General features: G+C 69.1%; 14 protein-coding genes, 1 tRNA gene and 2 pseudogenes. 9 read left to right on the plus strand and 8 right to left on the minus strand.

Translation table 11 applies throughout. The features are described from left to right. The first annotated feature begins 57 nt into the window (after positions 1–57). The 3 genes from OG787_RS30310 to OG787_RS30320 all read left to right on the plus strand — a co-directional run bounded on the left by OG787_RS30310 (position 58) and on the right by OG787_RS30320 (position 1525). Complete coding sequence (locus OG787_RS30310) at positions 58–156, plus strand: putative leader peptide (RefSeq protein WP_343239847.1); 99 nt, start codon at positions 58–60, stop codon at positions 154–156. A gap of 123 nt (positions 157–279) precedes the next feature. Continuing rightward, positions 280–558 carry a MoaD/ThiS family protein gene (locus OG787_RS30315; protein WP_235478314.1) on the plus strand — a complete coding sequence of 93 codons (279 nt, stop codon included), beginning with the start codon at positions 280–282 and terminating at the stop codon, positions 556–558. A gap of 16 nt (positions 559–574) precedes the next feature. Beyond that, on the plus strand, positions 575–1525 hold the full coding sequence (locus OG787_RS30320) for a PLP-dependent cysteine synthase family protein (RefSeq protein WP_235478315.1): 951 nt from the start codon (positions 575–577) through the stop codon (positions 1523–1525). Between the two features lie 57 nt (positions 1526–1582). Here OG787_RS30320 and OG787_RS30325 read toward each other — a convergent pair whose 3' ends face one another. Further along, complete coding sequence (locus OG787_RS30325) at positions 1583–2050, minus strand: type II toxin-antitoxin system PemK/MazF family toxin (RefSeq protein WP_369033449.1); 468 nt, start codon at positions 2048–2050, stop codon at positions 1583–1585. Positions 2051–2255: 205 nt separating this feature from the next. Between OG787_RS30325 and OG787_RS30330 the strand changes: the two genes are divergently transcribed. Continuing rightward, on the plus strand, positions 2256–3008 hold the full coding sequence (locus tag OG787_RS30330) for an MBL fold metallo-hydrolase (RefSeq protein ID WP_369033450.1): 753 nt from the start codon (positions 2256–2258) through the stop codon (positions 3006–3008). Between the two features lie 75 nt (positions 3009–3083). On the opposite strand, the gene OG787_RS30335 is transcribed toward OG787_RS30330, so the two are convergent. After that, positions 3084–4331, minus strand: coding sequence for a PTS transporter subunit EIIC (locus tag OG787_RS30335; protein WP_369033451.1), 1248 nt, complete (start codon positions 4329–4331; stop codon positions 3084–3086). A gap of 212 nt (positions 4332–4543) precedes the next feature. Between OG787_RS30335 and OG787_RS30340 the strand changes: the two genes are divergently transcribed. The 4 genes from OG787_RS30340 to rdgB all read left to right on the plus strand — a co-directional run bounded on the left by OG787_RS30340 (position 4544) and on the right by rdgB (position 6867). Continuing rightward, positions 4544–4777, plus strand: a complete 234-nt coding sequence (locus OG787_RS30340) for a glucose PTS transporter subunit EIIB (protein WP_369033452.1) — start codon at positions 4544–4546, stop codon at positions 4775–4777. A 136-nt stretch (positions 4778–4913) separates the two neighbouring features. Beyond that, positions 4914–5651 (plus strand): ribonuclease PH, encoded by a 738-nt coding sequence (gene rph, locus OG787_RS30345; protein ID WP_235478320.1) that lies wholly within the window; start codon positions 4914–4916, stop codon positions 5649–5651. A gap of 142 nt (positions 5652–5793) precedes the next feature. Beyond that, entirely contained in the window at positions 5794–6222 is a 429-nt protein-coding gene (locus tag OG787_RS30350; protein WP_405537187.1) for a hypothetical protein, read from the plus strand. A gap of 42 nt (positions 6223–6264) precedes the next feature. Continuing rightward, positions 6265–6867, plus strand: coding sequence for an RdgB/HAM1 family non-canonical purine NTP pyrophosphatase (rdgB, locus tag OG787_RS30355; RefSeq protein WP_405537188.1), 603 nt, complete (start codon positions 6265–6267; stop codon positions 6865–6867). Between the two features lie 44 nt (positions 6868–6911). On the opposite strand, the gene OG787_RS30360 is transcribed toward rdgB, so the two are convergent. The 6 genes and pseudogenes from OG787_RS30360 to bcp form a co-directional block, all read right to left on the minus strand. Beyond that, a tRNA-Leu gene (locus tag OG787_RS30360) sits at positions 6912–6996 on the minus strand. 130 nt (positions 6997–7126) lie between these two features. Then, a pseudogene (locus tag OG787_RS30365) lies at positions 7127–7450 on the minus strand (hypothetical protein); the annotation flags it as partial. A 111-nt stretch (positions 7451–7561) separates the two neighbouring features. Beyond that, positions 7562–8791, minus strand: coding sequence for an IS701 family transposase (locus OG787_RS30370; RefSeq protein ID WP_405537190.1), 1230 nt, complete (start codon positions 8789–8791; stop codon positions 7562–7564). A 53-nt stretch (positions 8792–8844) separates the two neighbouring features. Continuing rightward, positions 8845–10200, minus strand: a pseudogene (locus OG787_RS30375) (hypothetical protein); the annotation flags it as partial. Beyond that, positions 10197–11396 (minus strand): AAA family ATPase, encoded by a 1200-nt coding sequence (locus tag OG787_RS30380; protein ID WP_369033456.1) that lies wholly within the window; start codon positions 11394–11396, stop codon positions 10197–10199. The pseudogene OG787_RS30375 and the gene OG787_RS30380, both read right to left, overlap by 4 nt. A 60-nt stretch (positions 11397–11456) precedes the next feature. Continuing rightward, entirely contained in the window at positions 11457–11924 is a 468-nt protein-coding gene (gene bcp / locus OG787_RS30385; protein WP_405537191.1) for a thioredoxin-dependent thiol peroxidase, read from the minus strand. Between the two features lie 170 nt (positions 11925–12094). On the opposite strand from bcp, the gene OG787_RS30390 reads away from it, so the two are divergent. Next, positions 12095–12424 (plus strand): DUF3618 domain-containing protein, encoded by a 330-nt coding sequence (locus tag OG787_RS30390; protein WP_369033458.1) that lies wholly within the window; start codon positions 12095–12097, stop codon positions 12422–12424. Positions 12425–12428: the final 4 nt, after the last annotated feature.

Here is a 12428-nt window from a genome sequence, read left to right on the forward strand (position 1 = left end):
GTCCAGAATGCGGGACGACCCTCCGGGATCCGGACCGGGAATCGATACGATGAGCCCATGGTTCCCTACGACGTGAGCGAGAAGACGCCGAGCGCCCCGCTGCTCGTGGCGCGTCTGCACGTCGACCTGTGCAGGCTGGCCAGCGCCATCTGTTGACGCCGGCCCCTGCCGCCGTACGGCCGTGAGCCGCGGCGCCTCACACGCATGACCTGCATCGACCCCGCATTTCGCGCCGCCGCGCGCCCATCGACCTACCACTCCCGACAGGAGCCCCGAGCCATGGCCATCGAGGTCCGCATCCCGACCATCCTCCGCACCTACACCGACGGCGAGAAGGCCGTCCCCGGTGCCGGGGAGACCCTCGCCGAGCTGTTCGCCGACCTCGAGACCCGGCACGCGGGAGTCCAGGCCCGCATCGTGGACGACGGCAAGCTGCGCCGCTTCGTCAACGTCTACCTCAACGACGAGGACGTCCGCTTCCTCGACGGCATCAACACCAAGCTCGCCGACGGCGACACCGTGACGATCCTGCCGGCCGTGGCCGGCGGCATGGCCTGACAGGCTCCTGGCACCGATGCGCTACGACTCGCCGCTGGCCGCGGTAGGCAACACCCCCCTGGTGCGCCTGCCGCGGCTGTCGCCGTCCACCGACGTACGGATCTGGGCGAAGCTGGAGGACCGCAACCCCACCGGCTCGGTCAAGGACCGCCCCGCCCTGCACATGGTCGAGCAGGCCGAGAAGGACGGCCGGCTCACCCCCGGCTGCACGATCCTGGAACCCACCTCCGGCAACACCGGCATCTCGCTCGCCATGGCGGCGAAGCTCAAGGGCTACCGCATGGTCTGCGTGATGCCCGAGAACACCTCGCAGGAACGCCGCGAGCTGCTCGCCATGTGGGGCGCCGAGATCATCCCGAGCCCGGCGGCAGGCGGCTCCAACACGGCCGTACGCGTCGCCAAGGAGCTGGCCGCCGAGCACCCGGACTGGGTGATGCTCTACCAGTACGGCAACCCGGACAACGCGGGCGCCCACTACGCCACCACCGGTCCGGAGATCCTCACCGACCTCCCCTCCATCACCCACTTCGTCGCGGGCCTCGGCACCACCGGCACCCTCATGGGCGTCGGCCGCTACCTCCGCGAGCACAAGCCGGACGTCAAGATCGTCGCCGCCGAGCCGCGCTACGACGATCTGGTGTACGGCCTGCGCAACCTCGACGAGGGCTTCGTACCGGAGCTGTACGACGCCTCCGTACTGACGACCCGCTTCTCCGTCGGCTCGGCGGACGCGGTCACCCGTACCCGTGAACTCCTCCAGCAGGAGGGCATCTTCGCGGGCGTCTCCACCGGCGCCGCGCTGCACGCCGCGATCGGCGTCGGCAACAAGGCCGTCAAGGCGGGCGAGAGCGCGGACATCGTCTTCGTGGTCGCCGACGGTGGCTGGAAATACCTCTCGACAGGCGTCTACACGGCTGCCACGACAGAGGAAGCCATCGAGACCTTGCAGGGCCAGCTCTGGGCGTAAGCCCCTAACCGGCCGAAGTCCGGTGGTTTTTCGCGGTTCCTCGTGATTCCCCGTGGTTCACGTGGCGAGGTGTCGGACCTGGTCCCACAGGGCCGGGTCCACCACCCCCACCCGCCGCCGGAACTCCCACACGGGCAGGTCACGCAGCTCGTCCGTCTCCAGGAAGCTCGGCCGGCCCCGGGCGTCGCCCACCGCGCCCGGCGGCATCGGGATCACCCCGGGCCGCTCGTCGTGGTACTTGCTGGTGATCTTCGCGACGGTCGCGTGCCGCCCGTGCACCGCGAGCACCAGGCACGGCCGGTCCTTGCCCCCGGGGCCGTCCTCGTAGGGCACGTTCGCCCACCAGATCTCCGCAGGCCGGGGCCGTACGGACCGCCCCCGCTGCCGCTCCGGCCCCTCCGCCCGTCCCGGCGGCCTGCCCCCGCGGTTCCGGGGCCGATGCCCGCGCCCCCAGCCGTCCACCAGCGCCGCGACCAGCGCGAGCAGCACGACGGCCGCCAGGGCGAGCCACCATGACGTGTCCATACGGAAGACGGTACCGGCGCACCCCCCGACCCGCCCGTGCTACCGGCACTCCAGGTCCAGCCGAACCGGTGACAGCACAGGTGAGTTCGCCCACAACAGCCCTTGGCGGAGGAGCGACGGGAGGTTTTGCGCCTTACGCTCGACGGACCGCAAGAACCCCGTCACGTTTGTTTTGATGCTCCCCGCCAGCGGAGGTTTCTGCTTTATGAAGCTCACCGTCGTCGGCTGCTCGGGGTCGTTCCCGTCCGCGGAATCGGCCTGTTCGAGCTACCTCGTAGAGGCCGACGGCTTCCGGCTGCTTCTCGACATGGGCAACGGTGCCCTTGGAGAGTTGCAGCGCCACGTTGGTCTTTACGACCTCGACGCCATCTTTCTCAGCCATCTGCACGCCGACCACTGCATCGACATGTGCGCCTATTTTGTCGCACGGTACTACCGCCACGACGGCGGCCGCTGCGACCCGATCCCGGTCTACGGCCCCGAGGGCACCGAACACCGCCTGACCACGGCGTACGCCGACACCCCGACCGCCTCCTCCATGAGCGAGGTCTTCGACTTCCACACGGTCAAGCCGAGCACGTTCGACATCGGCCCGTTCACCGTCCACACCGAGCGGGTCCGCCACCCGGTGGAGGCGTACGGCATCCGGGTCGAGCACGCCGGGAAGTCAATGACGTACTCCGGGGACACCGGCGTAAGCGACGCGCTGGTCCAACTCGCCCAGGACACCGACCTGTTCCTCTGCGAGGCAGCGTTCACGCACGGCAAGGAGAACATCCCGGACCTGCACCTCAACGGCCGCGAGGCGGGCGAGACGGCGAACCGCGCGGGCGCGCGCAAGCTCGTACTGACCCACATCCCCCCGTGGACCGACCCGCAGGTCAACCTGGCCGACGCACGCGAGGTGTTCAGGGGGCCGGTGGAACTGGCGATGCCGAGGGCGTCGTACGAGATCTGATCTTTGGTGCGGTACGACGAGGGCCCCGGAACCGTGTCGGTTCCGGGGCCCTCGTCATGTCGTATCCCTGTGCGGCTACGCCTTGGTGAGGTCCTCGATCTCCTCCACGGGCTCGCGGCCCGGGGTCTGGAGGTCGAACTTGGTGATCGCGAAGCGGAAGAGGAAGTAGTAGATCGCGCCGAAGACGAGACCGATCGGGATGATCAGCCAGGGCTTGGTGGCGAGGTTCCAGTTCAGGGCGTAGTCGATGAAGCCGGCGGAGAAGGTGAAGCCCGCGTGGACGCCGAGGGCCCAGGTGACCGCCATGGACAGGGCGGTCAGGACCGCGTGGATCACGTACAGCAGCGGGGCGATGAACATGAACGAGAACTCGATGGGCTCGGTCACACCCGTCACGAAGGACGTCAGCGCGAGCGAGATCATCATGCCCATCACGGCCTTGCGGCGCTCGGGGCGGGCGGAGTGCGCGATGGCGATCGCGGCGGCCGGGAGACCGAACATCATGATCGGGAAGAAGCCCGACATGAACTGACCGGCGGTCGGGTCGCCCGCGAAGAAGCGGTTGAGGTCGCCGTGGACGACGGCGCCGGTGGCGTCGGTGAAGTCGCCGATCTGGAACCAGGAGACGGTGTTCACGAACTGGTGCATGCCGACCGGGATCAGCGCGCGGTTGATCAGGCCGAACAGACCGGCGCCGAGGGAGCCGAGACCCGTGATCCACTCGCCGAAGTCGGAGATGCCCTCACCGATCGGCTCCCAGACGAGGCCGAAGAAGACGCCCATCGCGGTGCCGACGAAGGCCATGATGATCGGCACCAGACGGCGGCCGTTGAAGAAGCCGAGCCAGTCGACGAGCTTCTTGCGGTGGTACCGCTGCCACAGTACGGCGGACAGCAGACCCATCACGATGCCGCCGAGGACACCGGGGTTGTTGTAGGTGGCGGCTATGTCGGCGCCCGCCTGGACCTTGGCCTCGCTGACCGGGAACGCCTTGAGGACGTTGCTGTAGACCAGGTAGCCGACGAGGGCGGCGAGTGCGGTGGAGCCGTCCGACTTCTTGGCGAAGCCGATCGCCACACCGATACAGAACAGCATCGGCAGGTTGTCGAAGATGGCGCCACCGGCGGTGGCGAACACCGCCGTCACCTTGTCCGGCAGGTTCAACTTGTCGTGCACGTCCTGCTGGCCGAGGCGGAGCAGGATGCCCGCCGCCGGAAGCACGGCGATCGGGAGCTGCAGGCTGCGGCCGACCTTCTGCAGGCCCTGGAACAGGCCGGATCCCCTCTTCTTCGCGGGGACCGCCGCGGTGGTGGCGGTGCTCATACTTCCTCCAACGGGGAACATGGTCTACACCAGTCAGTGGTGTAGACCACGTTGTAGCACGGTTAAGGCCGCATAAGGAACCCTCGATTTCACAACAAGGGCTTACTGGTGTAGACCAGTCGACGAATGACGCGCGGAGGCGTAGATCGTTCGCGAAGACCGGTCAACTGTGGGTTACTGCGACAAAGCGGCTCGGATCAGGGAGAAACGACATGGCCACCAAGGCTGAGAAGATCGTTGCCGGACTCGGCGGCATCGACAACATCGAAGAGGTCGAGGGCTGCATCACCCGCCTCCGCTGCGAGGTCGCCGACCCCGCGCTGGTCGACGACGCGGCCCTGAAGGCCGCCGGCGCCCACGGCGTCGTCAAGATGGGCACCGCGATCCAGGTCGTCATCGGCACGGACGCCGACCCGATCGCGGCGGACATCGAGGACATGATGTAACTCCGGGCCCGAACCCCCGAACCCCCGAACCCCCGTACCTCGGAACTCCCGTACCTGGTACGGATGTTCACCCCTGAGAGGGCCTTTCCCGCTGACGGGAAGGGCCCCCTCCGCCGTTGCGGATAGGCTCGTCGCCATGTCACGTATCGACGGCCGCACCCCCGAACAGCTCCGCCCCGTCACCATCGAACGCGGGTGGAGCAAGCACGCCGAGGGCTCTGTCCTCGTCTCCTTCGGCGACACGAAGGTCTTCTGCACCGCCTCCGTCACCGAGGGCGTCCCGCGCTGGCGCAAGGGCAGCGGCGAGGGCTGGGTCACCGCCGAATACTCGATGCTCCCGCGCGCCACGAACACGCGCGGTGACCGTGAGTCCGTCCGCGGCAAGATCGGCGGCCGTACGCACGAGATCAGCCGTCTGATCGGCCGCTCCCTGCGCGCGGTGATCGACTACAAGGCGCTCGGCGAGAACACGATCGTCCTCGACTGCGACGTCCTCCAGGCCGACGGCGGCACGCGTACGGCGGCCATCACCGGCGCGTACGTCGCCCTGGCCGACGCGATCGCCTGGGCACAGGGCAAGAAGCTGATCAGGGCCAACCGCCAGCCCCTCACCGGCACGGTGAGCGCGGTGTCGGTGGGCATCGTCGGCGGAGTCCCCCTCCTCGACCTCTGCTACGAGGAGGACGTACGCGCGGAGACGGACATGAACGTCGTCTGCACCGGCGACGGCCGCTTCGTGGAGGTCCAGGGCACGGCGGAGGCGGAGCCCTTCGCCCGCGAGGAGTTGAACTCCCTCCTCGACCTCGCGGTCGCCGGCTGCACGGACCTGGCGGCACTCCAGCGCAAGGCACTGGACGAGGCCCTGGAAAGGTAAAGGGCAGACCAAATAGGGTGGCGGGAGCGGGCAACCGCACACCTGATCCAGCGCGTCTCCAGAGACACGCAGCGATACGCAGGAACGTGGGCGTACGGCATGCCGCCGTACGCCCGACCAGCCGACGGAGGGAACCCCAACGATGCCCGTGAGCCGCCGAATCCGAAACGTACGAGGACTCGGACGAGGGCGCCGTACGGCAGCCGTCGCCGCCACCGTGGCGGCCGTTGTGCTGACCGCCGGGCTCACCACCGGATGCGACGCCGTCAACAAGGCCCTGGACTGTGTCCAGACCGCCGATGCCATCGCCACCAGCGTGTCCGACCTCCAGCAGGCGGTCGAGAACGCGGCGAACGACCCGACGCAGGCGTCCGAGGCCCTGGACTCGATCGACAAGAACCTCAGCGACATCGGCGACAAGACGGACAACGCCGATGTCAACAAGGCGGTCGACGACCTCAACACGGCTGTGAACAACGTCCAGACGGCCATCAAGAACGGCGACGAGACCCCGGACATCAGTGGCGTGACGGACGCGGCGGGAGAACTGACGAAGGTCTGCACGTCGTAAACGGTGTGAGTGGCGAGGAGGGGGCCCGGGATACTGGACGCCATGACACGCCTGATCCTCGCCACCCGTAACGCCGGAAAGATCACCGAGCTGAGGCAGATCCTCGCCGACGCGGCCCTCCCCATGGACCTGGTCGGCGCGGACGCCTACCCGGAGATCCCCGACGTCAAAGAAACGGGCATCACGTTCGCGGAGAACGCCCTGCTCAAGGCCCACGCCCTGGCCCAGGCAACAGGCCTCCCGGCGGTGGCCGACGACTCGGGCCTGTGCGTGGACGTCCTGAACGGCGCGCCGGGCATCTTCTCGGCGCGCTGGTCGGGTCGGCATGGGGATGATCGAGCGAACCTGGAACTACTGCTCGCCCAGCTGTCGGACATCGCGGACGAACACCGGGGCGCCCACTTCGCGTGCGCGGCGGCGTTGGCGCTGCCGGACGGCACGGAACGGGTGGTCGAGGGCCGTCTGAGGGGCACCCTCCGCCACACCCCGGAGGGCACGGGCGGCTTCGGCTACGACCCGATCCTCCAGCCGGAGGGCGACACCCGGACGTGCGCCCAGCTGGCGGCCGCGGAGAAGAACGCGATCAGCCATCGGGGGCAGGCGTTCCGGGGGTTGCTGCCGGTGGTTCGGGAGTTGTTGGGCTGACGAACGGGAGAGGGGCCGCCCGGTGGGCGGCCCCTCTTTGCGTGTGCGGCCGGTGGGACTCGAACCCACACGGGTGATTAACCCACTGGGACCTAAACCCAGCTCGGCTGCCAATTACGACACGGCCGCCCAAAACGGTCATTACGTTCAACCGGTAGCGCCTAGTTTACGGGCGAACACATCACCCCGCGAGAGGCACCCTCCCTTTTGCGGCACCAGGTGGGGGTGGCCCAGCCACTCACGGGCGTTGGAGGCCGGGTCAGATCACGCGGAAGAGGTCGGCGGCTGTGTGGACGTCGGTGAGGTCCTCGATGGTGCGGAGGTTGTCGCACAGGGACTCAAGGACCGAGTCGGCTTCGGCGACGCGGGGGGTGCCGACCGCCACGCCGAAGACGCGGAAGCCCAGACGGTGTTTGGCGGCGTTCCAGCCGCGCATCCATTCCTCGGTGACGCCGCAGTCGTCGTCGGTGATCATCACGATGTCGCCGCGCGTGCGGGCCGTGTCGTTGAACTCCTCCTCCAGCAGCTTCCGGGCCGCCGAGAGTGGTGTCTGGTAGCTGGTTCCGCCCCCTAGTAGTGCTTCGTTAGGTTCTGGTTCTGCGTCGGCGTGTGGTGAGGGGGCGGCCGCAGGTGGTGCAGGTGCCGCTCCAGCACCGCAGCAGGTCCTGTAACGCGTCGAGGACTTGGTAGAGGGTCAGGCTTTCGTGCGGGCTTTTGGGTCGTAGCGCCGCAGAGTGAGGAAGGCCTGGGCGGCGGTGACGAGGGTGACGTGGTGGTGCCAGCCGCGCCAGGTGCGGCCCTCGAAGTGGTCCAGTCCCAGACCGTGTTTGAGTTCGCGGTAGTCGTGCTCGATGCGCCAGCGCATCTTGGCGAAGCGCACGAGATCGACGATCGGTGTGGTGGCGGGCAGATTGGTCATCCAGTAGCCGGTGGGTTCTGGCGCCGTATCGGGCTGTTCGACCAGCAGGGTCCGCAGCGGCAGCTCGCCGTTCCACCGGCTGCGTCCGCCGGCGTGTTCCTGCGCGGTGCGGGTGGCTTCCTTGCCCGAGGGCCGCACCTCGAGCACGGCAAAGCGTGAGGTCATCGGTCCTTTGCTGCCCTGGCGCCAGGTGACGGTTTCGAAGCAGGTGCCCGCATCGATCAGTTGATGCAGGGGGCGGGCGGGCTCGCGGTAGCGGGGCAGCGTGGGCGGGCCCAGGCCCTGGTAGGGAGGCAGATGCGGCGCGGCAGCGGCCGGGCGGGCGATCTCCTTGGGCTCGACGGCCATGACGTAGGACCAGCCACGTTCCTCCAGGGCCAGGCGGAAGGAGACACTGCGGCCATAGCCGCAGTCGGCCACGATCACCGGCACCGACCCCAGCCAGCCCGCCAGCCTCTCCAGCAGCCCCAGAGCCAGACGGGGCTTGGTCACATGCCCGACCTCCTCGGGCACGCCCGCAGCCGTGCGGCGCCGGCTGTCGTGGGCCCATTCCTCGGGCAGGAACAGCTCCCATTCCAGTGGGCAGGAAGCAAGATCGGTGGCCGCGTGCACACTGACGGCGACCTGGCAGTTGGCCCGCTTGCCCAACGCCCCGCAGTACTGCCGGGCCACCCCGACCGAGGACCGCCCGCACTTGGGAAACGACACATCGTCGATGACCCACACCTCGGGCCTGACCACCTGGACCAGCCGCTCGGCGATCCGCCGCCGCACCGGCGTCCACTGCCACGGCGACTGGCTGACGAACTGCTGCAAGGCCTGCATGTTCCCGTCCGGCAGCCGCTGGGCCATCGGCTGGATCGACTTGCGCCGGCCATCCAGCATCAGCCCGCGCAGATAGCACTCGCCCTTGGCCCGCTGATCCTTGCGCGGCACCGAGGCGAACACATCGGCCACGAACAGCCCTAACGAGGCCCGCAATCGGTTCACTTCATGCGTGTCCACCTAACCAACATGCTCTTGATCAGCGACAACGACTAGACCTAACGAAGCACTACTAGGAACGTCTCCGCGAAGTCGAGTACCTGCGGGATCTCCGCGGGCTGGTCGGCCGGGAAGCGGAAGATCTGGATCTTGCCGGGAGCGGAGAACAGGATGCCGACGAAGTCGCGCCCCGCCTCGCGGGCCTGGTCCAGCAGCGCCAGGGCGCATGCCTTGGCCCACGCCTCCCGGGTGACTCCGCCGGGCCCTGCCTCGTACATGGAGTGCGAGGTGTCCACGCAAGCGATGACGGCGCCCTGGCCGGTGGCCTGCTCGCCCTCGCTGTCGTAGAGCATCAGTTCCCCGGCGGCGTAGCGCACGGCGAACACCGCACGCAGCGCGGGCAGCCCGAGGTTGGCCAGCTCGGAGGGGATGACGCGGGAGAGGTCGTCGCCGAGCGTCACGCCGACCAGTTCGCCGGTGGTGTTCTCCACCTTGCGCGCACGCTCACCCGCGGCCATCTGCCGGAAACGGCCGATCAGTTCGGCCCATTCGGCGAGCCGGCCGGTGCGCAGCCGCTCGGCGAGCCGGGCACGCTCGTTGAACGGCATCCGCTCCAGCCTGCCCGGAGCGACGCCCCACGCCCGCATCAGCGCGGCCTCCTCCCGTACGGCCCCGGCGGCCGTCGCCGTCGCGTTCCGCGCGGCGGCCCGGACCCCGGGCGTCGCCGCTGCGAGGGCCTGCGCCGCGGCTTGGGCGGCCTGCCGTGCGGCGGCTTCCGCTGCCTCGATCGCCTGGCGTACGGCGGTGGCGGTGGCCGGGGTCGGCGCGGTGCCCTCCTCGGCGGCCCCGTCCGCCAGCCCGTCCGTCGCCCCGGCCGACGCCCCGTCCGTCGTCCCTTCGGCTGACTGCTGGAGTGCCTCGCCCGCAGCGGTTGCCGCGTCTTCGGCGGCCCGCCGGGCCCGCTCCGCCCCCTCGGCCTGTTCCTGGGCGTCCCGGGTCCGCTCCAGCATCCGGCGCAGCGCGGCCGCCTGGGCGAGTACGGCCATGGCGGCGGCGTAGGGGTCGCCTGCCGTCTCCCGGCGCAGTCCGGCGAACTCCGGTGACTCCATCAGCGAGGTGATGATCTGGTGGTTGACCAGCCGGGAGAGGTCCATTTCCGTGCGCTCGCGCAGTCGCGGCCCGACCTTGTAGGCGGCGAGGAACACGTCGGTCAGGAGGTCGGTGGTGTGGTTGTGGTGTCTGGCCAGCTCCTCGGCCAGGTCGCGTAGTCCGGCCGACTGCTCGTAGGTGTCGCGCCAGGTGAACCGGTCGAACCGGTCCGCGACCACGGCCGCGGTGTGCCGCTCGGGAGTGGCGGTGGTGGTGGCGGAAAGGTCCGGCCCGGTCCCGGCCGGGCTCGTCGGCTCGTTGGGCTTGTGTGGGGTGCTCAGAGCTGGGCCTGCACCATGCTCGCGTCGACGCCGAGGGCCTCGGTGAGGACTCGGGCGCGGACGGCGCGTTGGCGGCCGGTGACCCGGTCGATGGCGGCGGTGGAGCGGCCGGCGCTCGCCGCTTCCTGGCGCAGTTTCTCCAGCCGCTTCCCCGCCAGGGCGAGCTGGTTGTGCGCCTTCTTGATGACCCACTCGCTCAGCGCCTCGCGGGACTGCCCGGCCATGGCGTCGAGCTGGGCCTCCAGTTCCTCGATGACGTCGGCCAGATCGAGGGCCTCCTTGGCGTCGGGGTTGACCAGGTGCAGCACCTCACGCTCGACGGTCGGGCGCTGGGCGGGGGAGTCCCACAGCACATGGGTCAGCACCGACAGGTCGGTCTCGGCGACCGACGGGCGGCCGTCGAGGTACGCGGACGCCTGGAGCAGGCCCACCGCCTGCCGCCAGCGGCGGTCGGAGGCGACGAGTTCCTTGCGGCGCAGGGCGGCGCGCAGTGTGCACACCGCGTCGACGATCATGTCGGGGACGTCCACGGCCGGGACGGCTTCCGTCACGGCGTGCCGTAGCGCGGCCAGCTCGACGGTGGTCCGTGCCGGTGCCGCCGGGCGGCTGACGGCGGAGCGGACCAGTGCGGCGAAGTTCGAGGGGTCTTCCAGGTATCCGACCTCGATCCTGACCAGCAGCCGGTCGTAGATCGCGGCCGTGTCCTCCCCGCTCGGCAGTTCGTTGCTCGCCGTGATGGCCCCGATCAGGGGGCAGCGGATCGGCTCGCCGCCGCTCTCGGGGTGGTAGATCCGTTCGTTGAGGTAGCCCAGCGTCTCGTTCAGTGCCGCCGTGGAGCACTTGAAGATCTCGTCGATGAACGCGATGTGGGCGGTGGTGGCGCGGCCGTCGTAGACCTGGCGGTACTCGCCCCGGGCCAGTGCGGCGACGTCGATGGGGCCGAACATCCGCGTCGGTGCCGTGAACTTCGACAGCAGGATCTCCCAGTACGACGCCCCTTCGATCCTGCCCGTCAGCTCCCGGGCCATCTCGGACTTCGCCGTTCCGGGCGGGCCGAGCACCAACGAGTGCTGCCCGGCCAGCAGTGTCACCACCAGTGTGCGTACTACGTCGGCCCGCTCGTAGAAACGGTCCGAGAGTTCGTCGCTGATCGCCCGCAGCCTCTTGGCAGTGTCCTGCGGGTCCTGCGAGTCCACATTCAACTCCTTGCCTGCGACGCCCTGTTGGGATGACGATCAGCGGAACGGTGCCTCGGGTCAGACGCCCAGGTCCTTGATGATCTTCGCCACGTGGCCCGTCGCCCGTACGTTGTACAGGGCCCGTTCCACCTTGCCCTCCTCGTCCACGATGATCGTGGAGCGGATGACTCCGACGTACGTCTTGCCGTAGTTCATCTTTTCGCCGAAGGCGCCGTACGCCTCCAGGACCGTCTTGTCCGTGTCGCCGAGCAGGGTGACCTTCAGGTCCTCCTTCTCGCGGAACTTCGCCAGCTTCTCCGGCTTGTCGGGGGAGATGCCGATGACGTCGTAGCCCGCGCCGGCCAGGAGGTCGAGGTTGTCCGTGAAGTCGCAGGCCTGCTTGGTGCAGCCGGGGGTCAGGGCGGCCGGGTAGAAGTAGACGATGACCTTGCGGCCCTTGTGGTCGGCCAGCGACACCTCGTTGCCGTCGGCATCGGGCAGGGTGAAGGCGGGGGCCACATCCCCGGGCTGGAGTCGCTCGCTCATCCGTCTGCTCTCCTCGTACGTCCTGTGCGGTGTGTCCACGCGCGCCGGTGAAAGGCGCGGGACCGAGCCTATCCGGGGGTGCTGACAGTGCGGTCCCGAGTGGAGCTGACAGACTGTCCGAAGCAGGGCATCAGTGCATCAACGCATCAGCGGACTTCGGAGGGCGTACGGTGGCGGACACCTCGGACAGCAGAACCCCGGTGCAGATCGAGGCGGACATCAAGCGCCGTCGCGAGACGCTGGCCGAGACGCTCGACGAGATCGGGGTGCGGGTGCACCCGAAGACGATCGTCGGCGATGCCAAGGCCAGGGTCGCCTCGCACATCGATCACACCCTCGGGCGTGCCTACGTCGGCGTCAACCGCGTCGTCGGGGACGTCAAGGGACGGTTCGTCCGTGAGGACGGGGCGCCCCGGCTGGAGCGGATCGTGCCCGTCGCCCTCGTCGCCGCGGGGCTGGTCGGGCTGCTCGCTCTGGGAACCCGGCGGCGCAAGGGCTGACGAG

Source organism: Streptomyces sp. NBC_00075 (assembly GCF_045041225.1).
Classification (GTDB): domain Bacteria; phylum Actinomycetota; class Actinomycetes; order Streptomycetales; family Streptomycetaceae; genus Streptomyces; species Streptomyces adonidis.

Coding starts and splice junctions, on each gene's coding strand:
- OG787_RS30310 (WP_343239847.1), top strand. CDS start 58: ATGGTTCCCTACGACGTGAGCGAGAAGACGCCGAGCGCCCCGCTGCTC.
- OG787_RS30315 (WP_235478314.1), top strand. CDS start 280: ATGGCCATCGAGGTCCGCATCCCGACCATCCTCCGCACCTACACCGAC.
- OG787_RS30320 (WP_235478315.1), top strand. CDS start 575: ATGCGCTACGACTCGCCGCTGGCCGCGGTAGGCAACACCCCCCTGGTG.
- OG787_RS30325 (WP_369033449.1), bottom strand. CDS start 2,050: ATGGACACGTCATGGTGGCTCGCCCTGGCGGCCGTCGTGCTGCTCGCG.
- OG787_RS30330 (WP_369033450.1), top strand. CDS start 2,256: ATGAAGCTCACCGTCGTCGGCTGCTCGGGGTCGTTCCCGTCCGCGGAA.
- OG787_RS30335 (WP_369033451.1), bottom strand. CDS start 4,331: ATGAGCACCGCCACCACCGCGGCGGTCCCCGCGAAGAAGAGGGGATCC.
- OG787_RS30340 (WP_369033452.1), top strand. CDS start 4,544: ATGGCCACCAAGGCTGAGAAGATCGTTGCCGGACTCGGCGGCATCGAC.
- rph (WP_235478320.1), top strand. CDS start 4,914: ATGTCACGTATCGACGGCCGCACCCCCGAACAGCTCCGCCCCGTCACC.
- OG787_RS30350 (WP_405537187.1), top strand. CDS start 5,794: ATGCCCGTGAGCCGCCGAATCCGAAACGTACGAGGACTCGGACGAGGG.
- rdgB (WP_405537188.1), top strand. CDS start 6,265: ATGACACGCCTGATCCTCGCCACCCGTAACGCCGGAAAGATCACCGAG.
- bcp (WP_405537191.1), bottom strand. CDS start 11,924: ATGAGCGAGCGACTCCAGCCCGGGGATGTGGCCCCCGCCTTCACCCTG.